This is a genomic window from Runella sp. R5_40 (assembly GCF_057652295.1).
On sequence record NZ_JBYFCH010000005.1, the window covers coordinates 227,242 to 252,976 of the forward strand.

Annotated in this window: 18 protein-coding genes; 7 read left to right on the top strand and 11 right to left on the bottom strand. The window is 45.2% G+C overall.

Annotated elements, in window-relative coordinates:
• Nucleotides 1-5: 5 nt before the first annotated feature.
• The 6 genes from AC23N5_RS12145 to AC23N5_RS12170 all read left to right on the top strand — a co-directional run bounded on the left by AC23N5_RS12145 (nt 6) and on the right by AC23N5_RS12170 (nt 10,386).
• Nucleotides 6-1,100 (top strand): FecR family protein, encoded by a 1,095-nt coding sequence (locus tag AC23N5_RS12145; protein ID WP_487755792.1) that lies wholly within the window; start codon nt 6-8, stop codon nt 1,098-1,100.
• Between the two features lie 225 nt (nt 1,101-1,325).
• The gene (locus AC23N5_RS12150) at nt 1,326-4,649 is read left to right on the top strand and encodes a SusC/RagA family TonB-linked outer membrane protein (RefSeq protein ID WP_487755793.1); all 3,324 of its coding nucleotides are present in this window, start codon (nt 1,326-1,328) and stop codon (nt 4,647-4,649) included.
• Nucleotides 4,650-4,661: 12 nt separating this feature from the next.
• Nucleotides 4,662-6,359, top strand: coding sequence for a RagB/SusD family nutrient uptake outer membrane protein (locus AC23N5_RS12155; RefSeq protein ID WP_487755794.1), 1,698 nt, complete (start codon nt 4,662-4,664; stop codon nt 6,357-6,359).
• Nucleotides 6,360-6,495: 136 nt separating this feature from the next.
• Nucleotides 6,496-7,770 (top strand): polysaccharide pyruvyl transferase family protein, encoded by a 1,275-nt coding sequence (locus AC23N5_RS12160; RefSeq protein ID WP_487755795.1) that lies wholly within the window; start codon nt 6,496-6,498, stop codon nt 7,768-7,770.
• Nucleotides 7,754-9,109: a polysaccharide pyruvyl transferase family protein gene (locus AC23N5_RS12165; RefSeq protein WP_487755796.1), complete on the top strand. Its 1,356-nt coding sequence runs from the start codon at nt 7,754-7,756 to the stop codon at nt 9,107-9,109. Before AC23N5_RS12160 ends, AC23N5_RS12165 begins: the two co-directional genes overlap by 17 nt.
• Before the next feature lie 11 nt (nt 9,110-9,120).
• On the top strand, nt 9,121-10,386 hold the full coding sequence (locus tag AC23N5_RS12170; RefSeq protein WP_487755797.1) for a polysaccharide pyruvyl transferase family protein: 1,266 nt from the start codon (nt 9,121-9,123) through the stop codon (nt 10,384-10,386).
• Between the two features lie 14 nt (nt 10,387-10,400).
• On the opposite strand, the gene AC23N5_RS12175 is transcribed toward AC23N5_RS12170, so the two are convergent.
• The 9 genes from AC23N5_RS12175 to AC23N5_RS12215 all read right to left on the bottom strand — a co-directional run bounded on the left by AC23N5_RS12175 (nt 10,401) and on the right by AC23N5_RS12215 (nt 22,587).
• Nucleotides 10,401-11,819, bottom strand: a complete 1,419-nt coding sequence (locus AC23N5_RS12175; protein ID WP_487755798.1) for an undecaprenyl-phosphate glucose phosphotransferase — start codon at nt 11,817-11,819, stop codon at nt 10,401-10,403.
• Between the two features lie 116 nt (nt 11,820-11,935).
• Nucleotides 11,936-12,913, bottom strand: coding sequence for an SDR family NAD(P)-dependent oxidoreductase (locus AC23N5_RS12180; RefSeq protein WP_487755799.1), 978 nt, complete (start codon nt 12,911-12,913; stop codon nt 11,936-11,938).
• A 2-nt stretch (nt 12,914-12,915) separates the two neighbouring features.
• The gene (locus AC23N5_RS12185) at nt 12,916-13,890 is read right to left on the bottom strand and encodes a glycosyltransferase family 2 protein (protein WP_487755800.1); all 975 of its coding nucleotides are present in this window, start codon (nt 13,888-13,890) and stop codon (nt 12,916-12,918) included.
• Entirely contained in the window at nt 13,890-15,530 is a 1,641-nt protein-coding gene (locus AC23N5_RS12190; protein ID WP_487755801.1) for an ArnT family glycosyltransferase, read from the bottom strand. Before AC23N5_RS12190 ends, AC23N5_RS12185 begins: the two co-directional genes overlap by 1 nt.
• Nucleotides 15,511-18,276: a hypothetical protein gene (locus tag AC23N5_RS12195; protein ID WP_487755802.1), complete on the bottom strand. Its 2,766-nt coding sequence runs from the start codon at nt 18,274-18,276 to the stop codon at nt 15,511-15,513. The genes AC23N5_RS12190 and AC23N5_RS12195 overlap by 20 nt, the downstream gene beginning before the upstream one ends.
• A 5-nt stretch (nt 18,277-18,281) precedes the next feature.
• Nucleotides 18,282-18,998 (bottom strand): hypothetical protein, encoded by a 717-nt coding sequence (locus tag AC23N5_RS12200; RefSeq protein WP_487755803.1) that lies wholly within the window; start codon nt 18,996-18,998, stop codon nt 18,282-18,284.
• A gap of 30 nt (nt 18,999-19,028) precedes the next feature.
• Nucleotides 19,029-20,150 (bottom strand): acyloxyacyl hydrolase, encoded by a 1,122-nt coding sequence (locus AC23N5_RS12205; RefSeq protein ID WP_487755804.1) that lies wholly within the window; start codon nt 20,148-20,150, stop codon nt 19,029-19,031.
• Between the two features lie 28 nt (nt 20,151-20,178).
• Nucleotides 20,179-21,903 (bottom strand): hypothetical protein, encoded by a 1,725-nt coding sequence (locus AC23N5_RS12210; protein ID WP_487755805.1) that lies wholly within the window; start codon nt 21,901-21,903, stop codon nt 20,179-20,181.
• 21 nt (nt 21,904-21,924) lie between these two features.
• Nucleotides 21,925-22,587: a hypothetical protein gene (locus AC23N5_RS12215; protein ID WP_487755806.1), complete on the bottom strand. Its 663-nt coding sequence runs from the start codon at nt 22,585-22,587 to the stop codon at nt 21,925-21,927.
• A 330-nt stretch (nt 22,588-22,917) separates the two neighbouring features.
• Between AC23N5_RS12215 and AC23N5_RS12220 the strand changes: the two genes are divergently transcribed.
• Nucleotides 22,918-24,393, top strand: a complete 1,476-nt coding sequence (locus tag AC23N5_RS12220) for a capsule assembly Wzi family protein (protein WP_487755807.1) — start codon at nt 22,918-22,920, stop codon at nt 24,391-24,393.
• On the opposite strand, the gene rfbA is transcribed toward AC23N5_RS12220, so the two are convergent.
• Together rfbA and rfbC are read right to left on the bottom strand one after the other, a co-directional pair.
• A complete protein-coding gene (gene rfbA, locus AC23N5_RS12225) occupies nt 24,390-25,247 on the bottom strand; it encodes a glucose-1-phosphate thymidylyltransferase RfbA (RefSeq protein ID WP_487755808.1) in 858 nt (285 codons plus the stop codon). The genes AC23N5_RS12220 and rfbA overlap by 4 nt on opposite strands.
• A 22-nt stretch (nt 25,248-25,269) precedes the next feature.
• Nucleotides 25,270-25,713, bottom strand: a complete 444-nt coding sequence (rfbC, locus tag AC23N5_RS12230; protein ID WP_487755892.1) for a dTDP-4-dehydrorhamnose 3,5-epimerase — start codon at nt 25,711-25,713, stop codon at nt 25,270-25,272.
• Nucleotides 25,714-25,735: the final 22 nt, after the last annotated feature.

The window sequence follows — 25,735 nt, forward strand, 5'->3', positions numbered from 1 at the left end:
ACATCATGAACTATGACCAATTTAAACGCAACGATTTTATACACGACGACTCGTTTGTCCGATGGGTATTGTTTCAGGAAGAAGACGCTTTTTGGCAACAGTTTCTGCAACAACATCCTACCAAAGCCAACGAAGTTGCCCAAGCAAAACAATTGATTTTGGCTGTACAAAAGGCGGAAGAAGCCACTTCCCTTTCGCTTGACCAAAAATCCATTTGGAACAATATTACCGCCCTCATTTCTGAGGAAGAAATCGTGGAAAAACAGGTTAGTTTCTTACCACGATTTTGGCACTCAAGGGCTTTCAAGTGGGCCGCAAGCTTGGTCTTGGTGGCAGGTGCCGCTTGGCTTTGGACCATGAAACAACCCGCTCATCAAGTCAATTACCAAGATTTGATTGCAGTGGTTGAAGCAAAGAGCCCGCGTCAGGAAGTAGTCAACAACGGCCCCACCACCAAAAAAATACGCCTTGAAGATGGAACATTAGTGCACTTGGAAAAAGGGAGCCGTTTGAGTTTTCCTGTGCATTTTGAAGCAAAAAAGCGCGAAGTTGTGCTGAGCGGGGAAGCCTTCTTTGAAGTAGCCAAAAATCCAGCCAAGCCATTTTATGTTTATTCCAATGAATTGATTACCAGAGTACTGGGAACGAGTTTTCGCATCTCAGCCTTAGAAAACAGCAAACAAGTAACGGTGAAAGTCCAAACGGGGCGGGTATCGGTTTTTAAACAAAACCGCATTGACATCGCCGACCCCGAAACCAAAGGATTGCTTTTATTACCCAACCAACAGGCGGTTTTTAACCGAGCCAACGAGCTTCTAAATCGCAGCTTGGTAGAAGTACCCATCCCCATTGTGGCGCAAAAAACGCTGGTTAAAAGGCAGTTTGACGAAGTGAAAGTAGCCGACGTATTCAAAGAGTTGGAGAAATTGTTTGGCGTCGAAATCCGCTACAATGAAGACACGCTTTCCGACTGTATCCTCACCACCACCATCAGCGATGATTCGCTCTACGACCAGCTTGAAGTGATTTGCCAAACCATCGGCGCCGCTTACAAAGAGATTGATGCTCAGATTATTATCGAGTCAAAGGGATGTAAGTAGCGAGTTGTTATTTGTTAACGGTTAACAGTTATCCGTTAATTGTAAAATGTTGATAGACAGATGTCATTAAACCCAACCAATATGTAAACCAAAAATACCAGCGTATCTCATAATCAAAAAAAGAGGAAAGATGCGGTCACATCTTTCCCTTACTGAACTTGCGGTTGTGTAGGAAGCACCGCGCGTTCGTGCTTTGTCTTTTCCAAAACAAAAACAATCAAAATTATGTCAAATTTCTTTACCAGAAAAGAGATTTTCTATCTTATGAAAATCACCCTCACCCCCTTGCTGTTTGTTTGTCTGCTGACTACCCTCAGTTTTGCGGAGAACACTTTTGGCCAAGAACGACTGCAAGAAAAAATTACGCTCCATTTGAAAAATACCGAACTTAAAACGGTACTCAAAACCATTGAGCAAAAAACCAATGTCGTATTTTCTTACCAAAAAGGCGTCCTCACTACCAACGAAAAATTGAGCCTCGACATCAAGGACGAAACCTTAGAGTCGGTGTTGCAGCAAATTTTAACCCCGCGTCAAATCAACTTCCAAGTGCTCAAAGCCAACAAAATTGTGTTGACGCGTCGGGTTTTGGGAAACGTACCCGAAGGGTTAGAACCTAAGAATCAAGCCACTATGTTCGACCTGCAATTAGACCAAGCCATCACAGGTACAGTTACTGACGAAAACGGAATGGGCCTACCAGGCGTCAGTGTAATCATCAAAGGAACCGTGCGCGGTACCACTACCGATGCTTCAGGAAAATACCGAATCGTTCTTGCCAACAACAGCGAAGTCTTGGTCTTTTCATTTGTAGGATATATTTCTCAAGAATTTGCCATTGGCAACCAAACCAGCCTCAACGTATCCCTCAAACCCGACACCAAAGCCCTCGAAGAAGTGGTGGTGGTGGGTTATGGAACCCAGAAAAAGAAAGACCTGACGGGAGCCATCGCCAGTGTGGACGTGGAAGCCACCCGATTGCAACCCAACACCAACGCTTCGCAAATCCTGAGAGGAACAACGGCGGGCGTGCAAGTCATTGACAATGGTCGCCCAGGGCAAGCAGGAACGATCCGAATCCGAGGAATCAACTCCATTTCAGCCAATAGTTCTCCCCTGATTGTCTTGGACGGAATTATCTACGCGGGAGGAAATTTGGCCGACATCAACCCCAACGATATTGAGACCATCGACATTCTGAAAGATGCCAGTTCGACGGCCATTTATGGCTCTTTGGCAACCAACGGGGTCATTGAGATTACCACAAAAAAAGGGAAATCGGGCAAGCCAAAGTTTACATTCACTACCTATTTGGGGGCGTCAGATTATGCTTTTTTGCCTAATTACCGCACCCCCGAGCAATACTTAGCTGCGCGCAAAGATGCCGAAGAAGCCGAAGGGGGAAGTGTGCCGTTTTCGGTGATTGAGCAAGCAAACATTGCTTCGGGAAAAACAATCAATCCTTTTCAGGAAATCAAACAAAGTGCTCCGATGTCGAATTATGAGCTCAATGTTTCAGGGAAAATGGATAGATTAAGTTACTTTTTTTCAGGAGCTTATACCGACTCTAAATCGCCCGTCAGAGGCGATAATTTCAATCGTTTGTCGAGCCGATTAAACTTGGGCGTACAGGCTACCGATTGGCTCAAATTGGGCATCAATTCTGGGTATTCGTCCAGAGACAATTCAGGGGTAAGGGCCAGCCTTGTTCCAACTTCTTATTTGAGTCCTTTTGCTAGTTTATATTTAGAAGACGGGGTTTCGCCAAATCCTCTTCCACAAAACTGGGGCTTGGTAGCCAACCCCTTATTAGGAACGCTCTTAAATACCAACAAATCTATCACTAACATCCTATTTGCCAATGCCTACGCCGATGTAACCTTGTTAGAAGGGTTGACCTACAAACTCAACGGGGGCTATACCCGAACCGACTCCAAAACATTCACATACAGTCCTACCTATGCCCCTACCAACCGACTGGGTTCTGGCTCTAAAAGACACGGAGAAACTCAAAATTTTACCTTAGAAAATATTCTTAAATACCAGCGGAGATTTGCCCAAGAGCACAGTCTTGATTTAACCGTTCTTTACGGCATTTATCAGTTGTCAAATCAGTTTTCGTTTTTGTCAAGCCAAAATATTTTCAACGATGCGTTAGGCTACAATTCATTGGAAATTGGTGAAGGCTACAGCATTGACGTAGGCGCAACTCAAAACCGACAAATCTCTTCCATGGCGCGCTTGGGGTATTCGTTGAAAAGTAAATACTTCTTTACTTTGAGTGTACGCAGAGACGGATTTTCGGCCTTTGGAGAGGGTCGTAAATTCGGAACGTTTCCCTCGGTTGCTTTCAGTTGGAACGTAAGTGATGAAGGTTTTATGAAAGATGTCAAAAAAATTGACTTCTTAAAACTGCGGGCATCGTGGGGACGTAACGGAAACCGAGGCGTGAGCGAGTACTCGTCTTTGAGCCAAGTTGGTCAGCGGAATTATGTTTTTGGAGACGGGCAACCCGTATCAATCGGTTTAGTTCCTACTACGCTTGCCAATCCTAATTTGGGTTGGGAAACGACCGAAAGTTTCAACATCGGCACCGACGTTCAGGCATTTTCCAGCCGAATTTCGGCCTCCCTCAATTTTTACGTTTCCAACACGTTTGACCTACTCCTCAACCAAACTATTCCGAATACCAACGGTTTTGAGGTTTTCTTGAGAAATATTGGAAAAACCAAAAACAAAGGCTTTGAATTAGACCTCAAAACCAAAAATATTGAAAGAGGAGACTGGGGATGGAATACCAACCTCGCTTTTTCACTCAACCGAAACAAAATCGTTCAGCTCACGGGCAGAGACATCAACAACGATGGCATAGAAGACGATGACATTGCCAGTGGATGGTTTATCGGGCAACCCTTAGGCTCCAATTTTGACTATGTATTTGACGGAATTTTCCAGCAAGGAGATGATTTTTCGCTAATACCAGGCTCCAAGGCAGGAGACATAAAATTTAAGGACATCAGCGGCCCTAATGGTGTCCCCGATGGCAAAATTACGCCCTTAGACCGCGCCGTATTGCACAGCAACCAACCTAATTTTAATGTAGGAATTACCAATATCGTCAACTTCAAGAGGTTTAGTTTGTCTTCTACGCTCACTATCAGAGAGGGCGGCTACAGTTCTAACTCGCTCATCAACCCTGGCTCTAATTTCTTTGACCAAGCTAATTTCCTCAATACGCCTTATTGGACGCCCTCTAACCCTATCAATACTCACCCCCGAATCAACTACCGTAATCCACTCGGGTATGGTTTTTACGAAAGCCGAAGCTTTGCAAGGCTGCAAGATGTATCGTTGTCTTATAATTTTTCGGACGCATTGACAAAGAAGCTGAAAATAGCCAATCTTCAAGTGTATGTAAGTGGCAAAAACTTATTTACGTGGACCAAATGGAACGGATGGGATCCCGAGTTTGGGGGCGGCGGCCGTGACCCAGGCACAAACGGCCCATTGCTTAAAACATTTATTGGCGGTATTAACGTGTCATTCTAAAATTCAGGAACAATGAAATCAACATACAAAGTATTCTTACTTCTATCACTTTTGGGCATTACAACCTCCTGCAACGATGATTTTTTAAAGGAAGTGCCTTTGGATCGGTTTAGTCCCGAAAACTTACTGACCAACACGGCTGGGTTTGATGCCGCCGTGGTAGGTTTGTACGAAGGCGCACGTCAGGAACACATCATTGCTTCCAACAATTTTGAGTACATGACCGTAGGAACCGACCAAACTCAATGGGGACGGAACGACTCGCGCGGGAATAAAGATTACAGTCTGCTTAACCCCAACTTAGATGCGACCATTGTGTATTGGGATTGGGCGTATAAAACCATGATTTTACGGGCCAATACCGTTTTGGACGGCCTTAATAACCCCAACCTAAGCATTAAGACCGAAGACCTTAACAACATCAAAGGTCAGGCGCTTTTCTTTCGGGCCTACACGTACAATTTTTTGGCGAATATTTACGGAGGTGTGCCAATTGTAAAGCAAACAATCACCGAACCAAAATTTGATTTTGTAAGAAACTCTCGGCTCGAAGTACTCAATTTTGCAGCCAAAGATTTGGAAGAGGCCATCACTTTACTACCGTTGCAAGTCAAAGACGGCCGCATCCCCCGCGCGGCGGCGTTTCACCTGTTGAGCGAAATTTATATCTCACTGGGTATGGAATCTAAAGATGCTTCCTTCTACGATAAGTCCATCGGGGCGGCCAGCAAAGTAATTAACAAAGAAGCGGGTGATTATCAACTCATGACGGCGCGATTTGGCGCGGCAGCTTCGCGCGCTGGCGATGTTTTTTCTGACCTTTTTGCCAATGGACAAGTCAACTACTCGGCGGGCAACAAGGAGGTGATGTGGGCTTGGCAATTTGAAAGTACCAACGTAGGTGGGAGCTTTTCGACTTCTTCGGCCAATAATAGCATTCGTTACTGGGGGCCAGAATACGACCGCTTGCAAACTCCAAATCGAGTCTTGAATGTGGTAGCTGATAGCATCGGAAGGGGAATTGGGGTTAATTGTCCTACCAATTACGCCAAATATGATGTCTGGGCATTAGACCCCAAAGACATGAGAAATTCCGTTCATAACATCCGACGCACTTTTTACTATAACAACCCTGCGGATAAAGAGTATTTTGGTAAGCCGATTATTGTCAAAAAAGCAGCCAATGGAAATCTATTTTTAGCTCGAAACGACGGTACGCTCACAACCATTGCCATTGATACATTGCGCCAATACTACCCTTACTATCGAAAAATCGAAGGGCCTTCCATCAATAACGATATATTATCGGGCAATACCTCCAAAGATTTTAGCCGCATGAGGGTCGCTGAAACCTATTTGCTGAGAGCGGAGGCTTATTTTAGAAAAGGGGATTTGGAAAATGCCGCCAAAGACATCAACGTAGTGCGAGCGAGAGCAAAAGCTACCCTAATCAGCGCTAACAAAGTAACCGAAGACTTTATTTTGGACGAAAGAACGCGGGAGTTGATTGTGGAAGAACCGAGATTACGCACCTTAATTCGTATGGGTCGTTTGGTGGACAGAGTAAGAAAATACAATTCCGAACCATCGGTGGCGAATGGTCCTTCATCGGGCAAAACAATCCAAGATTTTAACAAGTTTTGGCCTATTCCTCAAAAAGTAATTGATGCCAATACTGGAGCTAAATTTGAGCAAAACCCTGGTTATTAGCCCATTCAGTTTTACCCGCAGACCAACGCAGATTTAAGGCCGCAGAATGACGCAGATGCAGGAAATTCAGCGAAAATCAGCGGTTTTAAATTTCTGCGAGTTTCTGCGGGGATAAACTTCCATTCTCAAGATAAATATGACACTCAATAGACGTACTTTTTTAAAACAAACCTCCCTGTTGGCGGCTTCGTTGCACGTGGCGTTGGGAGAAGCTACGGCAGCAGTACCTAAGTCGATCATTTTGCGTTCGTCGTGGCAAACCGAAAACATTGGAGACATTGCACATACGCCAGGCGTGCTGACGCTTTTAGAACACTATTTACCCGAAGTTGAAGTACGCCTATGGCCTTCCAATGTCAAAAATGGCGTGGAAGAAATGCTGCGAAAGCGTTTTCCCAAACTGCGCATTATCCAAACTCCCGAAGAAATTCAACAAGCATTCAGCGAATGTGTTTTTTTGCTGCACGGCTCAGGGCCTTCGCTGGTTGCAAAGCAAGACGTGGAGCGTTGGCGAAAAACAACGGGCAAACCTTACGGCATTTATGGCATTACGTTTCCAGGTGTGTATGGCTTTCCTGAAGATCGGCAAAAAGTAACTCCGCTCGACTTAGACATCTTGACCCAAGCCCGTTTTGCTTATTTCAGGGATTCGGTATCCATGGATTTTGCCCAAAAACAGGGAGTCAACTGCCCCATCATGGAATTTTGTCCCGATGGTGCCTTTGCCGTGGATGTCCGAGACGACCAAGCAGCCGATGCTTTTTTACGGGAACACGGCCTCGAAACGGGGAAGTTTTTGTGCGCAATTCCCCAAGTACGGTTTTCGCCTTGGTGGGAGTTGCCTTCCAAAAAACAAACCATCAACGAAGCCAAGCACGCGCACAACGAAAAAATGAAAGAGCAGGACAACGCCCCCATTCGGGAGGCAATCATCGCCGTGGTACGCCAAACACCGCTCAAAGTCTTGCTCGTGCCCGAAAATGCGACTCAAATGCGGATTGGAAAAGAAATGCTCTACGACCCACTTCCTGAGGATGTAAAAAAGAGGGTAGTGTGGCGAGATACTTATTGGCTTACCGACGAAGCCGTGAGTACGTACATTCGCTCGGCAGGCTTGTTTGGTTTAGAAATGCACTCGCCCATTATGTGCATTGCGCAGGGAATTCCTGCCATTGTTTGTCGATTTGACGAACAAACCAGCAAAGGCTACATGTGGCGAGACATTGGGCTGGGCGAGTGGCTCTTTGACATGGACACCCCAAGCGACGTCGCCAAAATTGTTCCTACGGTACTCGCAATGGCTCAAAACCCCAAAGCGGCTAAAATGAAGGTAAAGAAAGCCCAAGCCTTTGTGAAGCAGCGACAAGAACAAACCATGAATGTCTTGAAAAAGAATGTCCTTACAACCTGAACCGAAAAACGCCATGCTTACTTCCCGTCGAGACTTTCTTAAACTTTCTACCCTTGCAGCCACTACGTTTCAAGTGCCTCAACGGGAACAACTGAACGTACCTGGAATACCATTAGCCAAGGCACCCACCATACTACTCCGCTCGTCGTGGAACGACAACAACATTGGAGACATTGGTCATACGCCCGGCACTTTACGTTTGTTGGAAAGATACATTCCCGAAGCGCAAATTATTTTATGGCACGCCCAACCTCGTCCCGTTACAGAAGCATTGATTGTCAAAAATTTCCCGAAAGTAAAAATCGTTCACGGGGCTTTTTTCAACCAAGACGAAGGTTTGCAAGGAGCACTAAAAACGGCATTCGAGCAAGCCGACGTCTATATTCATAATTCGGGAATGTCGATGAACTATGGTTTGTTCAATTATGAATGGACTGGCGTCATGTCCAACCTTGCACCCTTTTATTATTGCCTCGAAAACAACATTCCTTTTGGGCTTTACGGGCAGTCGTTCGACAAGTTTGCGCCGCCTGCATTATCACTTTTTAGGGATGTACTGAGCCGTGCGTCTTTTATCTATTGTCGTGATACCGAGTCGGTCAAATTCCTGAAAGAGAACCAGTTCAAAACGCCCATCATAGAATTTGGCCCCGATGGATGTTTTGGAATAGACGTGCGGGACGAAGCCAGGGGGCTTGCCTATCTACGTGAGGCTGGATTGGAAGAAGGGAAGTTTTTGGTGGTAGTAGTACGAACCAATACGCCGCATTTGAATGCCACAGGGAAAGGCGATATGATGAACCCCGCCCCCTCGCCCGAGCAGCAGCAACAAGATGCGCTGCGATTGGGAAAAGTGAAGGACTTAATCCATCAGTGGGTCACGACTACGGGCATGAAAGTCTTGATTGCTCCCGAGGCTTTGAAAGAAACTAAATACGCCAAAACGATGCTCTACGACCAATTGGACGATAGCATCAAGGCCAAAGTGGTATGTCGCGAAACCTTTTGGAGTGCCGACGAAGCTATGTCGGTGTATGCCCGAGCGCACACGATGTTTGGCATGGAGCCCCATTCGCTCATCATGGGCTTGGCGTTGGGAGTGCCTGTGGTTCACGCCCGTCCGCTCAAACACGGTCGCAAAGGGTGGATGTTTCGTGACATTGGCGTACCTGAGTGGCTATTTGAAATAGACCAAGCGCCTGCATCCGATATTACAGGAGCAGTTTTAACAATTTACAAAGACTACAAAACGGCCAAAGCCAAAGCCCAAAAAGCCATGGATGTAGTCCGCAACCGACAAAAAGAAACCATGTCAGTCGTAAAAAAACTGGCGAAATAAAATCCAATCCCATGCCTCTCAATCGTCGTCAATTTATACAGCAAAGCAGCTTGGTTTCAGCCGCTGCCATGTTCCCTTTTTTGGCACAAGCCACGCACAAAAACAACCCTGTATTACTCATCACTTCGGGTTGGCAAGATGTCAACATCGGAGACATTGCCCATACGCCTGGGTTGATTGGCCTATTGAAAAAACGCCTCCCTAAAGCCAAGATTATTCTCTGGAAAAAAAGCAAAAGTGAGATGGTAGAAACCATGCTCAACCACTATTACCCCGACGTCACCATTATTCACGGGGCGGTAGATAAGGAGTTGGTACCCCAAACAGAAGAAGTGAAACGGGCATTTCAGGAAGCCGATTTTTTCCTGCATGGTTCGGGGCCTTCGGTCGTTGCTACCGATTACTTACAAGCTTGGCATAAGCAAACCCAGAAGCCTTTTGGTATTTTTGGGGTCACTACGCAAACTGTTTCTGCTGCGTTAAAAGACCTGCTACAACACGCCTCGTTTATTTTTACGCGGGAAACCGCTTCTATTCAAAAGCTAAAAGAAGCGGGCGTACAAGGACCGCACATTGCTTTTGCTCCTGATGCTACCTTTGTTTTGGAGATTCATGACGACCAAAAGGCTAATCAATTTATTCAGGAAAATAAGTTAGAACATCGCAAATTCATTTGTGTGATTCCGCGCCTTCGTGTAACACCTTATTACAAAATCAGGCCCAGCGGCTGGAGTGAAGAGCGTATCAGGGAAGTCAACGAACTCAACGACAAATGGAAAGAAATCGACCACGCCAAAGTCCGTGAAGCGATGGTAGCGTGGGTACGAAAGACGGGTAACAAAATCGTAGTTTGCCCCGAAATGACCTATCAAGTAGATATTATTGATGAATTATTGGTCAACCCGCTCCCTGAAGATGTGAAAGCTTTGGTGGTTAAACACGGCTATTGGCTTCCCGATGAAGCGGCGTCGTTGTATTCCCACGCCCACGCTGTGTTGAGCTATGAGTGCCATTCTCCCATCATTGCACTGACCAACGGTACTCCCGCTTTTTATTTGCGTCAACCCCAAGACACCATCAAGGGTCAGATGTATTATGACTTAGGGTTGAAAGATTGGACGTTTGAAATTGAAGAGACGACGGGACAACAAATCACCGACAGGCTATTACAAACAGTGGCGGATTATGGGGCAGCTAAAAAGAGCGTAAAACAATCAATGGCAAAAGTACAAAGTCAATACAACGCCGCCTTCGAAGTCATTAAGAACAAAGTGTAGTTGTGCAGTTTTAATCAATACGCCTGCGGATCACCTTTCACCATGTTATACACGGTTTTAAAAACTACCTGTATATCTAACAAAAGGCTCCAATTTTCGATGTACCAAATGTCGTATTCTACTCGTTTGCGCATCAGGCCAATCTCGTGGGTTTCGCCTCGGTAGCCATTGACCTGCGCCCAACCCGTAATCCCTGGCTTAACGCGGTGCCGAATCATGTAATTATCAATTAGTGGTAGGGTTTCTTCACTGTGCTTTGTGGCATGTGGACGAGGCCCTACCACTGACATACTCCCCAAAAAGACATTGATAAACTGCGGCAGTTCGTCCAAATTGGTCTTTCGTAAAAACTGCCCGACGCGCGTCACCCGTGGATCATTGGAAGTAGTTTGGCTAAATCCTCCCTCCTTTTTGACAGTCGATGCGCCGTGATACATCGTCCTGAACTTCCACACCTTGATAATTTTCCCTTTTTGTCCCCAGCGACCTTGGATAAAAAACACGGGTCCTTTGGAGTTAATTTTTATCGCCAGCGCTATTATTGGAAACAACCACGAGGCAATCAGCAACAAAAAACACACACTAAAAACAACATCAAAAGCCCGTTTTATTCCCTGCCAATAATTCAAATCCAGCAGCGTACTTCGTACGGTTACCAGCGGATATTGTCCAAATAATTCAAACGAATACCGTGAGGCATTAAATTGAAAAAAGCCAGGGGTAAACTTTACAAGTACACCCTGTTTATCTGCCCATTCGATAAGACCCGCTACGTAAACTTCACTAAACTTTTGAATGGCAATCACTAACTCATCTACTTCATTCGTGGGCGTAGTTTTCAAAAAATTCAATGTCTCTTTTAACACAACTTTGTCATTTTTAACAAAGTCATGGACGCGGGCACCCGCAATTTTATAACCGTAATGCGGTCTCTGTTGCACCAAGTCTATAAACTCGTGCACTGAAGTAAAATCACCTACTACTACTACTTTTTTTTGATTGGTACCTTTTATGTGCCAACGATTCATTATTTGTCGAATAACATACATTTTTACCCCAATAACTATCGTCAATGAAACCGTATAAACAACTGTAAAACTACGGGCATAGAAATGATCATTTAATAGGAATAACGAAATAGACAAAGCAACAAACTGAACAAACAATGTAAGAAATAACGGGAGTAGTTCCTCGACAAAAGCAGCCATTCGATAATCCTGGTATAATTTACCCACTTTAGAGGAAAAATACCAAGCTAAAACAAGCCCTCCGATAATAAGTACGTCTAGTTGTTTTAATTCTCTGTTAAAAAAAAGAGAACTAAAAACATATACAATGCCAATGAGGGCAAAATCCGCCAATAATCGAAGATGATTCTTTCGACGCCGAATACGGTAATTAGGAGACGGAGGGTGTGCGTTTGAAATAGACATAGCCTCAACAATCACTAAAAAAATATTATGAAAATAAATTGAAGTATATAACAGTCCATTAATCGTTGCGGAGAACCACCTCGATTTGATAACTGTACACAATTAACTTTGCTTAACTACTTACAAGCCGCCAGCAGTTGCTTTGAAGACTCTCGCATCATCCAGTCAATCACTCGGTTAATTCCCTCTTCAAATTCAACTTGAGGAAAATAGCCCAGCTCCTGTTGCGCTTTTGAAATATCCGCAGCCGTCTGCCGCATGTCACCTGCTTGCTCTGGTTTGTAGGTGCGTTGGCTTTGTTTGCCAACCTGTTTTTCAATCACTTCAATGGTTTCCAGAAGGCTTGTGGTAGTTGGCCCAGCGATGTTATACACATTAAACCCTGTGGGTTTGTCCATCGCCTTTAAAAAGGCATTGACCACGTCTGAGATGTACGTATAATTTCGGATGGATTGCCCATCGCCATAGACGTCAATAGGTTGGTCCGCTTGGATACGTTCAATAAATTTTCGGATGGCCATTTCGGGTCGTTGCCTCGGACCAAACACCGTAAATAATCGCAAGCAGGTAATGTCAAATTGGTGAAGCGAATGGTACGAATATGCCACCAATTCTGCCGCTCGCTTCGACGCGGCATAAGGTGAAATCGGTTGGTCGGCGGCGTCTGTTTCTTTAAATTGTCGCGCAGTACTATTGCCATAAACCGACGACGACGATGCCATAATCATTCGACGGACACCCGCTTTTCGCATCGCTTCTAACACCGCCAACGTTCCATTTACGTTGATTTCAAAAAACTTTTCGGGCTCCATTACCGACGGTCTCACGCCTGCGTACGCGGCCAAATGAATCACCAGTTCACATTGATAATCCACCAAAAGCTGTTGTAAAGCCGCTTTATCACGAATATCTCCCTTAATAAACATAAAGTTGTCGTACTGCGCCAACGTACTAAGGTTCTCTCGCTTCAACGCCGAACAATAGATATACTCGTCAAGGTTATCAATACATACAACTTGATGTCCTTGCTGAAGTAATTGTTCCGAAAGGTGGGAGCCAATAAAACCAGCACCACCCGTTATCAAAATGACCATGCTTACTGTCGTTGGTTATGAGAAGTATAAATCTGACGGATGACGTACGTTTTTTTGCCCTGCGATTCAAAAAGAGACCGCATTACTAGCTCAGCTACGATGCCCATCCCTACCAATTGCACCCCTGAAACGGAAAGAATCAGCGCAGCCGTTGGCCAAGATGCTAAACTAGCTTCTGGACGAGCCACTAGCGTACAACCCATGTACAAACACACAAAAAATGCCCCTAAAAACATCCAAATCGCTATTTTCCCAAAAAAATGAATGGGCTTTAACAAGTATTTTTTCATAAAATATACCCAAACCAAATCACTGATTACTTTGGTTGTCCGCCCTAAATTATATTTGGAAGTCCCCGAAATCCGTGGACGATGTTTCACCACCACTTCGGTCATCTTTGCCCCTTCTAAGGCAGCAAGAACTGGAATAAATCGGTGCAACTCTCCGTACAAGGGCAGTCTTTTCGCCAAAGATGCCCTAAATACCCGCAACGTACTTCCGTAATCTTTGCAGTGTACTCCCAATAGATGTCGGATGAGCCAATTGGCGATGATACTGGGCAGTTTTCGGGTAGCAAAACTATCTTTTCGTTTCAACCGTACCGTGGCAATCATGTCATAATCACCTTGCTGGGCTACGGTGAGTAAGGCAGGGATGTCTGCAGGGTCGTTTTGCAAATCACCGTCCAACGTAGCGATATACTCACCTGATGCCGCCTCTATGCCCGCCGCCAAGGCTTGACTTTGGCCATAGTTACGCTGAAAATCAATTACTTTTAAACTTTTATGCGTAATATTTTTCAGTTCCCAAAGGGTATTATCCGTTGAGCCATCGTTGACATAAATGATTTCGTAAGAACATCCACGGAGGGCTTCATCTATTTCTATCATCAACGGGCGAATGTTTTCTGCCTCATTAAATACACAAACAACAACCGATACAAGTGGAGCTGGGTGGGAAAGCGAATGCGTCATCATTAAGGTGCTTGATCGAAGCGGACTATTTTGGCAGGTCGCTCTGGATAAAGCGTCAGCCTGGCGATTTCTTTGTACTTTTCGCCCGCCAAGTTACTAGAATCAGCCAAGTAATACACTCCTTTCTCTTTTTTAAAACTTATGGGAAGGACTTTCCGCCGCGTAGCTTCGATGTGAAAACTATTAACATCCGTCGCTCCATCATCACCAATGGTCGTTTTATAACTCTTCAAAGGCAGGGCATTCCCCGCCGCATCCATGGTCATCAGTGCTGCTTTCACATTGTCTTCCAAATACCGCTGCCGCTTGGCCTCGCGGGGCGGAACAAACAAAAAATTAAAGGAAATACGGGCCACCAGCAGAAACACCACAAAAATATCCAAACGGACTTCTTTTTGGTGAAAATACCACCAGCACATAACTCCCACCACCCCGCTCGTTGCCAAGCATGCTCCCCACACGTAGGGTAGTTTTCGGGTCGCTTCAATGCCAAACGCAATCCAAACCGCAAAAACCGTGATTCCCATGACGCTCCCCATAAAAACTTCAATCCAACGCCGCTGCCAGTGTCCTTCCTGTTGGTAATAAGCCACCACCACCAGCGTAAAAAAGAGTGGCAGAAGCATCAACGTGTAGCGCGCATACACCTGCGGCGAAACCCAGTAAACGAGCACATTGGCCACAAAAGTAATGGCACAAAACCGCAAAAAGGAGTCCATCGGGCTGGTGTATCTTCGCAACGAAGCCAGCACCGTTGACCACGATTTTTGGGGAGTTGAAGGATAAAATAAGAGAATAAATAACGTAAAAGGTAAAAAGTGAAAAATGTATTCAAACGGAAAGGTGAGTATATGAAGCATCGTGGCGGTCACGCCAAAAGCCACACCTGTCCGCTTTACACTTTCGTCCCACAGGACATACATTGCTTTTTGGAGTGGGAAACCAAACGCCGCAATGCTCAGGGCATAATACGTCCCCACAATCCCAAGAAAAACCGCTATGCCAAAAAAATGAGTAGGGTGCCACAACACCCGCCATTTTCGCTGGTAACCTAGCCAAGCCACCAACGTCATGCCCTGAAAAACCAAAGAGGGCAACCCTTTCATCATAAACCCCAAAGCGCAAATGAGATAAGAGTACAAAAACAGTAAGCCGTATTTTTTGCGTTTGTCATACTCATAAATCACCATAAAGGCCGTAAACGTCGCCCATGAATAGGTAATATCAATCAGGCCATAAAGTGTTTCGTAAAAAAGTACGCGTCCGTTGACCAATTGCAACAACGCTACCATGGCCGCAATCTGATAAGGTACGTACCGACGTAGCCAGTAAAAAATGGTGAACGAAAACCCAATCACCGACACCGCCATGGGAAATCGAAGGCTCCACGACGAGTAATCGCCCCATAACCGAAACGAGGCCAATATCAGCCAGTTATAGAGCGGGGGTTTGTTAAAGTAAAGTTCTCCGTTTAAGGTAGGTGTCAAATAATTTCCCGTCAAATCCATTTCCAAAGCCACCAGCGCCCGCCGCGCTTCGTCGGTTGACATGTCCAACGGAATATAGCCCAAGTGTGAAAAAAGGGCAGGTATTGCCAAAATTACAGCCAATACGTGCCATTTATTACTTTTTGCAATACTCATCCGTTTTTATTTTGATGACCCAATTGGCTGATTCTAGTTTATAATTGTTCTCACTAAACGAGTAATACCCTGGGGCAGGCCCCGCCTGAAAATCATAGGTAGAACCCACTTTCAGCAAGGTCGTTGTTGTGCTAAACGTAGTTTTGCCCTGAATGTACTTAATACTTGGCAAATTTTGCCATTGTACCGTCCCCGAAAGTCGAAAACGGCCAAATAATTCTTGGGTGGGGAGTTTTGAAACATCAATCTCCGTACACGGAAACTGCAACGTAATCAATACTTCACCCGTTTCGATTGGTGGCAAGGTCGCAAAAGAGGAAAGGTCAATGGATTGGGTTGCACTGGCGCAGGCGTCTATAGCGGCAGAAGTCGCCACGGCCGAACTTGCCACATCAACAATGCGTAATCGCACTTTTTGGTCACTGTCCAACCCTTCTATTTTAAGTACCTGGCCGTTGTTTACTGTCGATTGAAAACGCACCAATACGGCTTTGGTATTATCGTTAATCACCTCACAATTATACAATTGAGAACTGTTTGGCAGTTTGCTCGTGATGCTAAAATACAGGGGTGCTCCGCATTTCACAATGGGTTTCTTAAACGAAGTTACGTCGATCACCTGAATCGCGGCGTTACAAGCCTCTACCGCCGCGGATGTAGCCACGGCCCCGCTTGACAGGTCAAAAATCCGAAGTTTGACAGTTTCATCACTGTACAACCCGTTGATTCGAATTACCTCTCCGTTGTTAATTGTTGTTTGGAACGACTGCATTCGGGCATTCGTTGCGGCGTTGAGCACTTCGCATTGATACACCAATGAACTAGTGGGCAACGTACTCGTCACCCTAAACCCGAGCGCTGACGCACATTTGGGGGCAGGGACTTTGAAGTTGCTCAATTCTACCGTCACACCCTGACCACTACAGGCTTCAATCGGACTGGTGGTCACGACGGCCGAACTGGCGATGTCAAAAATTCTTAACTGAATAAGCCCTGTATTGTCGTACAATCCGCTTAATCGAATTTGATGACCGTTATTGGCACTCGTTTGGAAGATTTGTAAGCGAGCCTTGGTATCCGCCCGAATCACTTCACAGGTATATGAGCGGTCGCTGTTGGGTAAATTACTTTTGATGGTAAACGTCGGTGTTGCGGCACAAGGCTGCGGCGGGAGTCTAAAATGCGTAATGTCTAGGGGTTGAATGTCGGTCGCGCACGATTCCACCACTTCCGACACGGCTGTCGCCGAACTGACGATGTCATAAATTTTCACACGGATTTTTTGGTCACTGTCCAAACCATTGGCCCGAATGACGTCACCGTTGTTGGCCGTTGTCTGAAAACTTTGCAGTATCGCTTTGGTCGATTCGTTGATGACCTCGCAAGTATAACGATAATCACTTCGCGGCAACGTACTTTTGATCCGAAAACCTGGCCCATTTTCGCATTTCACAATCGGCTTTTTGAAAGTTGTTACGTCTATGTCTTGGACATCGGCCGTGCAACCATTAACCAAAGCCGATAGCGCCGTGGTGGTACTCCAGTTATCGGTAATTCTTAGTCGAACAAACTGATCACTTTCTAAGCCTGTTACCTTGATGATTTCACCGTTATTGATGGTGGATTTAAACACCTGTAACCGCGCCCCACTTGCCTCGTCGATGACTTCGCATTGGTAGGTGCTGCTACTGCTAGGCAAAATGCTCTTCACCCTAAAACTTAGCCCTGTTTCGCATTTTTGTTTAGTAAACCCTGCTACCCATACCGACAAATGCGCCAAACGTGCCACGTACTCCAACGAACCATTAGCCGCTTTTTGGACTTTTCCTGCTTCTTCTACTTTCCATTGATTGTTAGCAATATCGTAGCTAAACAGTGGAATAGCGTCACCTTCGACAACCATGCGCCGCTCATTGGGGTTGTATAATTGAGCTAACAATGGAATTTTTACTTCAATTGGCCTCGAAAAGCTTTTCACCACTTGGTAGTGTTCATTGTGCATTTGAAGTAAAAAAGCCCCCGCAATTTGCGTCAGGCGTTGGTCTATCCCTACCGTTCCGTTTGGCAACAAGGGTTTAGGAATTGTTTGATTTTCGAGCGGGTAAGGCAAAAACGCTGCCAGAGGCTTTGAAATGTCAATACCCTGAAACGTCGCTTGAATTTTTCCCAGTACAGGTTTCTCAGCCGCATCCTTGAGTTCGGTATTTTGTGGTACCACCGTTTTCATCACGGCGTTTTGGGCCGTTCCATTCGGCGCTTCAAACGTCCATTCATTCGTCACACTGCCTCTGGCATCGGCCGAGGCTGTCGATTGTTTAATCGGGGAATTGCCCGAAAGCGGCTGCATCACCACGCCCACAAAACGTGGGGTATCACTGCTGTATTCCAACGGAATGACTGACTCCACAAACCCTTCCGCTTTCACTACCACCGTAAACCGCAACGGCTTCCCCTGGCTAGGGCGCGCCCCCAATGAATCTATTGATAAATACAACGACCCATCCGAAGTAACTTTAAACTTTTTGGTGTTGACCGTCGTAATTACCCGATTGGCATCAGGCCCCGTTACTTGCACTTGCAAGTTATCAGGTACTGTTCCCGCCGCCGTATAATACTGAGCTTCCAGCGCTGTAGGATAAGGTTTTTTAAAAAATATCTCCAGCCCTTCAATGGGGTTTTGGCAGGAAGTCAGCCACCCAATCAAGCCCAGAAAAATTACAACGAATATTTTATTTATCTTTTTCATAACAACTACCGCCATGCTTTTTTAACGAGTGCGTAAGAAACCGTAAATTGAAAATTAGGCAAATAACGATACCCCCGCATGTTCCGCTCAATCAATGGAATCTGCTCTTCGAGGGTAGTTGTTTCCAAAAAACCATCCAAATCCAGTTCCACTTTGGGAGAACCTAAGTAATAACACCCTATCTCAAACCCTACTCCCCACCGCCTGCGGGGAATCGAACGCCCCATGCCAAAGCCAGCATACCCCACCACGGGCGACCACCGTATGCCAAGCCCCACCGTTCCAAACTCATCGGCTTTCATCGAGATTCCTCCCAAGTTCAAATCATTTTGGGCTTTCACCGTGAGGCGTAAATCTGGCCGCCACGTGTAGCCGAGCCCTCCCGTTAGAAAAAACGAGCCCCTCTTAAAAGGATGCCATTTGAGCGAACTTTGTACCAATCCAATGACGATGTTGGGATAAAAATCTATTTTAGAACCTTCCCCAATGTCAATAACCGCCGCCTGTTTGTACGCCAAATACGACGCCCCCGCCCGCAACACCAAACGCGGTTTGGTACGGAGTTTCCACGCCAGTTGCGCGCCTACGCCCGTCACCCCCACTTGAATACCCACACCACTGGGCTGCCACCGCAAGCTCGAATCTTTTGGACTCGCTTCGGCGGAATATACAAGTATCCACCACAATCCAATAAACAATCCCAACTTGTAGCGCAGTTTCATGGAATTAGGTTTAAACGTTCGATGCCTCCACTAAAAATTCCCACCAACGGCCAACTGAAAGCCTTTGGTATCTTCTCCAAATGCCTTTACCACCACCCCTGTCGTGATGCCATTGCTAAACCGATACAGCAAGCCGTATTTTTCGTAAAATGCAGGCTTGTAGCCTTGTCTTCCAAAAACAACCGTGCCTGGACGTAGAAAATTCCAACCCAAATGGGCCGTAAACGATACCCGCCCTTGCCAAAGTTCATAGCCTACTAGCCAAGTGGCCTGTTGGGTAGTGCCCGTATAATTTTGACGTTTCATCTGCTCCCGCATGTACCCATCGTCAATGACTTCGATGCCCGTAGAGAGCGCGTGCGATTGGGTAAAACGATAACCTGCGTAAGCATTGACACCCACCATTGCCCTGGGGGTTTCGGGGTATTGATCATCGGCGGCATACACCCGCACGGAGGTCAACAACAACGCCCGCCCAAACCAGCGCTTGTCTAGCGACGCGGGCCGCCACCACCTCGACTCGGGCAAACGTGCCGACGGTGGGCCATAGGCAATCCCTGCTACAATACTGGGGATATTGAGCCCTTGGTTTGGTTGGCGAATTCCCGCGTTGGAAATGTGGCGGTAGTCCAAGGCCAACATGCCAACGAGCTCCAACCGCTCCGAAATCCGTTTGCGCCCATAAACCCCGAGCCCCGTCATGCCATTGAGGTGCGAGCTAAAATTACGGTTGGGATTACGCACGGGATGATACAATCGGTTGACGTAAGAAAGCCCCATCGTAAAACGCACCGACAGGTTGTAATCGGGGCGGTGAAGCAACAGGGGTTCAAAATAAAAACCCGTTCCGAACGTCTCTCCCAACCCGTAACGGTTACGAAAATTGTAATAGTTGGCATACCAACCCGAGCGGTGAAAACAATTGCAAAGCTGCCACGCCTTCTCGGTCATTTTCAAACTGCCAATCGTTATTTCCCCCCCGATGGGCGTACGTTCGGAGGCTGGGATTACCTTTTCTGGCCGTACAAACCCCACGTGCACCGTGGCAGTTACTTCTTTGTCTCGCCATTTTTCACCGAGTTGCGCTTGGGAGGTAATTCCTTGAAAAAGTAAAAAAAAACTAATAATGAGGTGAGTAGAGCAATTTTTCATTCCGTTAAATCCTAAGAAAATCAGGTCGCTATTTTTTACAATTGCACAGTGAGTGGTCTTTTTTCAACACAATGGGCACTTCAAAACTGCTTGTACTCCCAACCATCAACGTAATCGGGTCTTCTGGGAAGGACATTGCTCTAAAACTCATTTCAACGTTATCGGGTAAATAGCTAATGAGTTTAATTTTGTTATCGCTGTTGTCATAGTTGACAAAGCCTAAAAAAGCCCACCTATTATCATAAAATACTGGAGAATCGACGGGTCTTCCAGACAGATATTCAATCCCTACATTGTAAGGTTTTATTTCCAGTGGGCAATCATTTTCGCAGGTTACGTTTACTAAAATCGTCTTTAGTTTCGCATTACCCCGTTTGGTGGATATTTTATAAGTGTCATTCTCATTTATGGAAGCAATGTTCTTAATCTCAAACACCTGTTCCTGTCCATTGATGTTGAATTTTAAGACAATTTTTAAAGCTTCGGACGGAACGCCAATGAGAGGCATCCAAAAATCTTTGTCAACCCCCATAAAGCTCAAAGACCCTGGATAATAGACAAAAGGGTCACCCCCTTCAATGATGGGCTTCATGTGGACTTCGATTTCTACAGGAAACGCTTCCCACAAAATTGAGCCATCCTGGTTGCGCGGCTTTTGCATCGCATCTTCAATGGTTAAACCGACCGTAAAGTTGACTGAATTCAAAAGATTGAGTGTGTTATTTGTATTATAAGCGTACAACAACTGCACTATTGAAAACCACGACAAGTGACTCGTACTAAAAGTAACATAGTACTCACTCCCCTTCTTGACAACCGTACCTTCTTTTTCGTAGGTCCAAACCCCCGTGGCTTCTCCATAACTCAAAACCGAAAGCTTATCTCCCTCTTGGATCGTTTTTTGGGTTTTGGGATTGATTAACTTGGGGTCAACTTCAAACGAAATATCCACGGGCGCCGAAAAAGTAGCGACTTTGCTTCCCCCCTCCGTTTGCATTTCTACCGCTGCAAAAGAGATTGGGACAATGGTGGCTTTTAAGTTTGATTCTCCGTTGGGTCCTTTGGCTAATACGGTCGTATTTGAACCTGGAAAAGCCTTTGACGACTCTTTGGCAGCACCCGAAAAAGTAGCTACCGTGGTTTTTAATGCCCCCGAAAGCAAATTCCCCTTGCTATCTTTTAAAAGTGTCCCCTTGTCTATTTCCACCAACGTCGCATTTTGCCCATTTACTACCTCAATAATGTTATCTGCACTCACTCCCGTCGCAGATGACGCATTGACAATTGTTTGTTTGATGGCTGCACCTACGGGGGGAGTAGTGGCTTTTACCATCAATATTTCAACGGGAGCATTATTACTTGCCGTTAATGTCACCTCCCGACTTGTCGTTAAATACCCCTCCGCCGACACAATAATCTTAAAACTCAAAGGAGATTTCTCCGTTGGTATGACACTACGAAGTCCCAAATAAATGCTAGGTCCTTTTTTGGTATAAGCACTTTTGGCTTCTCCTTCAAAATTTATAATACTGGCCGAAGCGCTACCAATGATATCTACGTTAATTTTATCCATTATTAACGCTCCCGTTTTGGCGTCTTTAACCAAAGCTTCTAAAAACGCATCGGCGGGCTTATAGTTGAGAATCAGCTTTAAGTCCTTGGCTGGGTCTAAATTTTTTAGGTCATTGCAGGCCCACAGAAAAAGACCCACAAAAAATAACAGACTGAACGAACGGTAGGAGTTGCTTTTCATTGAATTGAGTTGGTTAGTATGCTACAAAATACGATAGGATACCCCTAATTTAACGACAGGATACAGATACACAGGCTGAAGGTTTTTTTCCAGCTGAGGCCCCTGCTCCGCCGTGGGTTCAATCGCTCCCGTCCCCGTCATTTCTATTTTTGGAGAACCCGTGTATAAAAAACCCGCATCAAACAACACCCGAAAACGCCCACGGTGGGGATTCCCCAACGAAATTCCCGCGTACGGAGCTACTTTCTGAAACGTGGCTTTCAACGCCAAACTCCCCGTTTCGTCGGGTTTGAACACGCGGTCATTGAGCTTTAAATCGCTTTTAGGCGTTAAAGCCACGTCGATGGCATTGGCATTGTAATACACCCCTACGTTGAGGGCCAGAATTTTTTTGAAGGGAAAGTAATCCAACAACACCCCTACGTTGCGCAGACGTACTTGCGCATCGTAGCCGATTTTGGCTTCCTCCAAATCACCTCCTTGGTCGAACGTCACCTGATCGACCCGCTGGTAGTTCATCACATGCACACTCCCGCGAAACTGAATGCGCTCGTTCATTCGTACTGATACTTCAGGGGCAATCCCTGCGCTCCCTGCCTTGAGAATAAGGGCCACCGAAGGGCGTTTAGGCTGGGCTATGCCCACGACCGACACCAAGCAAAATAGCAGTAAAAGGTATTTCATAGTCGTTCCATTTACTTTGTTTTGTACAATACTTAACCATTCAATTTTTTCAAAAAACTGGCTATTAATAGGCAAATATTTTTTACAATAAATTGATTTACAATAAAATGAAAATAGGTATGTTTGTGGATGGGAATTTATAAAGGGATAAAGGTATCTTTTATTAATACTATTTTAACCTCACCCCCTACCCCTCTGTATGGACAGCCCCGTCCTTCCTGGAGAGGGGAGTAATAAAATCTTTGTACACTGACGTTAGGAAATCTTGTCACTTCGACGTTAGAAAATATTGTTACCCCGACGTTTGGAGGGGTCTAAACCAACTTTACTATGCGGTTATTACTTTATATTTCTTTACTACTTTCTCTTGGTACGCAGTGTGTGGCGCAGGAGGATACGACTCGTTTTTTTGTGGAGGCGGGGGGCGTGGTGGCAACGGCGCAACGAACTCCTTTTTGGCTACGGGCCAATCAATTTGGAACCGTTCCGCTCGAAAACCCTTTTGCCTTTGTAAAGACGGGTGGACAAGTTACCTTGGGAACGAACCCCCGCAAGGCGCAATTGCACCTCCAAGGGGAAGTGCTTGCCAATGCTGGCCGCTCTTCTTCTCTCCTGCTGCCCGTGGCCTCGGCTAGTTTTCGCTACCGCCGTTTTGAAGCTTACGTGGGGCGCAAAAAAGAGTTTTTTGGCTTGGGTGATACCTTGCTTACCTCAGGTTCGTACGCTTGGTCAGGCAATGCGATGCCTCTGCCCAAAGTACAAATAGGAACGCGGGGGTTTGTGCCGCTGGGTTTCACCAAAGGGCTATTTGCGGTTCATGCCATGATGGCGCACGGCTGGTTTATCAATGCCGACTCGGTTAAAAACTCTTACCTCCACCAAAAAGCGGTTTACCTACGCCTTGGCAAACCCCATTGGAAAGTACACTTTTACGGTGGCGTGCACCACCTAGCGCAGTGGGGAGGGCAATGGCGAAATCCTGTGAAGGGGAGTAACCAAACATTAGAAAATGGAAAATTACCAAGTAGCTTTTCAGATTTCTTGTCAGTTTTTAGAGCTGCCGAACCTACTAATCCAGATGCAGTAAGTATCATGGATGCCCTAAACCGTACTGGCAATCATTTGGGTTCTATTGATTTTGCGATTACTTATACTTTGCCCAAAGCTAAATGGTCTTTTTACCACCAACACGCATACGAGGATAAGTCAGGCGTATTTTTTGTTAATTTTCCAGATGGACTTACAGGAATTAGCTGGCAATCCATAAAACAACCTGAACGTTCAATCCACATTACACGGGTCACAGCTGAATTTCTGAGTACAATGAACCAGAGCGGGTTTACAATTCAAATTAATAAAAGAAGATTTGATGGCGCTGATGATTATTTTGTTAACTATCAATACACCGAAGGGTGGTCGTATAAACAACGCATTATTGGCACTCCTTTTGTTACATTAAGAGCCGACGCGCGCCCAGAGTGGCAATATGTAAAAGGAGGAACATATCAAAAAGCAGAAATTAGTAACAATAGAGTGCAAGCGTTACATCTAAGTCTTTACGGTAAAATCTATGCTACTACTTCATTTGGTTTAAAAGTTTCACCTAGTTGGAATCATGGACGACCTATCTTTACTGATTATATCTTTCCTATCACTCAACTTTCGACCGCATTAGAAATTAACCATCTATTTAAGAAATCCAAGGGGCTATCCCTCCATACGTTACTTGCTTATGATATGGGCAATTGGTTGCCCAATAACTTAGGCTTTCGAATAAGCCTCAGAAAACAAGGCATAAGATTTTAAAGCAGTTTCAACAGGTAATCACCGTAGCCACTTTTTAGCAAAGGTCGGGCGATTTCTTTCAACTTCTCTGTTGAAATGTACCCCATACGATAAGCTACTTCTTCAATACAGCCAATTTTTAAACCTTGCCTTTCTTCGATTACTTGGACAAATTGGCCTGCTTGCATTAATGATGAAAAAGTACCAGTATCTAGCCAAGCAGTGCCTCTATTCAACACTCCAACTTTCAGTTTGCCTCTGCGTAAATATTCTTTATTTACGTCAGTAATTTCATATTCACCTCGTGCTGATGGTTGAATGCTTTTTGCAATCTGAACTACTTCATTATCATAAAAGTAAAGGCCAGGTACTGCATAATTTGACTTTGGCGAAGTAGGTTTCTCCTCAATTGAAAGAACGTTCCCATCAACATCAAATTCAACTACACCATAGCGCTCAGGGTCTTGAACCTGATACGCATATACAACCCCTCCATCGGGGTCGTTGTTTGCTTGTAAAAGCTTACTCAAGCCACTACCATAAAAAATATTATCTCCTAAAACCAATGCTACCTTGTCTTTTCCAATAAATTTTTCTCCAATAATAAACGCTTGGGCTAACCCATTGGGTTCAGGTTGTTCTGCATAATCAAAGCGACAACCTACCCTTGAACCATCCCCTAGCAATTTTATAAAATGAGGTAAATCATGTGGGGTTGAAATAATTAGTATTTCATTGATACCCGCTAACATCAAAATAGAAAGCGGATAATAAATCATCGGCTTGTCATACACAGGCATTAGTTGTTTACTAACCGCTAAAGTAAGTGGATGTAAACGGGTACCTGAGCCACCTGCTAAAATGATTCCTTTCATACTTGAAATAACTCTCTATGGTTTAAGCAGATATGCCTATTAACTCGGTTTGATTTAAAATCTCCTGAAATGTTGGCAATGACAAATCCTTCGCAGAAATAATTGGGTTTGAAATAGGCCATTTAATATTCAATGTATGGTCATTCCAAACAATACCACTCTCACTTGGCTTATGGTATGTTTGAGTACATTTGTAACTAAACACACTATCCTCAAGGGCTAAAAATCCGTGTGCAAATCCAGGTGGAATATAAACCATCGTATTGGAAAGTCCATCAAGCTCAAAAAACTCATATTGCCCGAATGTAGAAGAATCAGGGCGGATATCAACGGCAATATCTAACACCTTACCATAAATAACCCTTACTAATTTGCCTTGAGCGTGTGCTCCAGTTTGAAAATGTAACCCACGCAATACACCTTTAGTAGAAAATGACTGATTATCTTGGACAAATTGCGTAGGCAGACCATTCTTCCGCTACACTATT

Excerpts from the sequence above, each read along its gene's own strand:
- rfbA (WP_487755808.1), bottom strand. The coding sequence starts at position 25,247 with ATGAAAGGAATCATTTTAGCAGGTGGCTCAGGTACCCGTTTACATCCA.
- AC23N5_RS12210 (WP_487755805.1), bottom strand. The coding sequence starts at position 21,903 with ATGAAAAGCAACTCCTACCGTTCGTTCAGTCTGTTATTTTTTGTGGGT.
- AC23N5_RS12160 (WP_487755795.1), top strand. The coding sequence starts at position 6,496 with ATGACACTCAATAGACGTACTTTTTTAAAACAAACCTCCCTGTTGGCG.
- AC23N5_RS12180 (WP_487755799.1), bottom strand. The coding sequence starts at position 12,913 with ATGGTCATTTTGATAACGGGTGGTGCTGGTTTTATTGGCTCCCACCTT.
- AC23N5_RS12145 (WP_487755792.1), top strand. The coding sequence starts at position 6 with ATGAACTATGACCAATTTAAACGCAACGATTTTATACACGACGACTCG.
- AC23N5_RS12165 (WP_487755796.1), top strand. The coding sequence starts at position 7,754 with ATGTCCTTACAACCTGAACCGAAAAACGCCATGCTTACTTCCCGTCGA.
- AC23N5_RS12195 (WP_487755802.1), bottom strand. The coding sequence starts at position 18,276 with ATGAAAAAGATAAATAAAATATTCGTTGTAATTTTTCTGGGCTTGATT.
- AC23N5_RS12170 (WP_487755797.1), top strand. The coding sequence starts at position 9,121 with ATGCCTCTCAATCGTCGTCAATTTATACAGCAAAGCAGCTTGGTTTCA.
- AC23N5_RS12175 (WP_487755798.1), bottom strand. The coding sequence starts at position 11,819 with ATGTCTATTTCAAACGCACACCCTCCGTCTCCTAATTACCGTATTCGG.
- AC23N5_RS12190 (WP_487755801.1), bottom strand. The coding sequence starts at position 15,530 with ATGAGTATTGCAAAAAGTAATAAATGGCACGTATTGGCTGTAATTTTG.
- AC23N5_RS12200 (WP_487755803.1), bottom strand. The coding sequence starts at position 18,998 with ATGAAACTGCGCTACAAGTTGGGATTGTTTATTGGATTGTGGTGGATA.
- AC23N5_RS12205 (WP_487755804.1), bottom strand. The coding sequence starts at position 20,150 with ATGAAAAATTGCTCTACTCACCTCATTATTAGTTTTTTTTTACTTTTT.
- AC23N5_RS12155 (WP_487755794.1), top strand. The coding sequence starts at position 4,662 with ATGAAATCAACATACAAAGTATTCTTACTTCTATCACTTTTGGGCATT.
- AC23N5_RS12185 (WP_487755800.1), bottom strand. The coding sequence starts at position 13,890 with ATGATGACGCATTCGCTTTCCCACCCAGCTCCACTTGTATCGGTTGTT.
- AC23N5_RS12215 (WP_487755806.1), bottom strand. The coding sequence starts at position 22,587 with ATGAAATACCTTTTACTGCTATTTTGCTTGGTGTCGGTCGTGGGCATA.
- AC23N5_RS12150 (WP_487755793.1), top strand. The coding sequence starts at position 1,326 with ATGTCAAATTTCTTTACCAGAAAAGAGATTTTCTATCTTATGAAAATC.
- AC23N5_RS12220 (WP_487755807.1), top strand. The coding sequence starts at position 22,918 with ATGCGGTTATTACTTTATATTTCTTTACTACTTTCTCTTGGTACGCAG.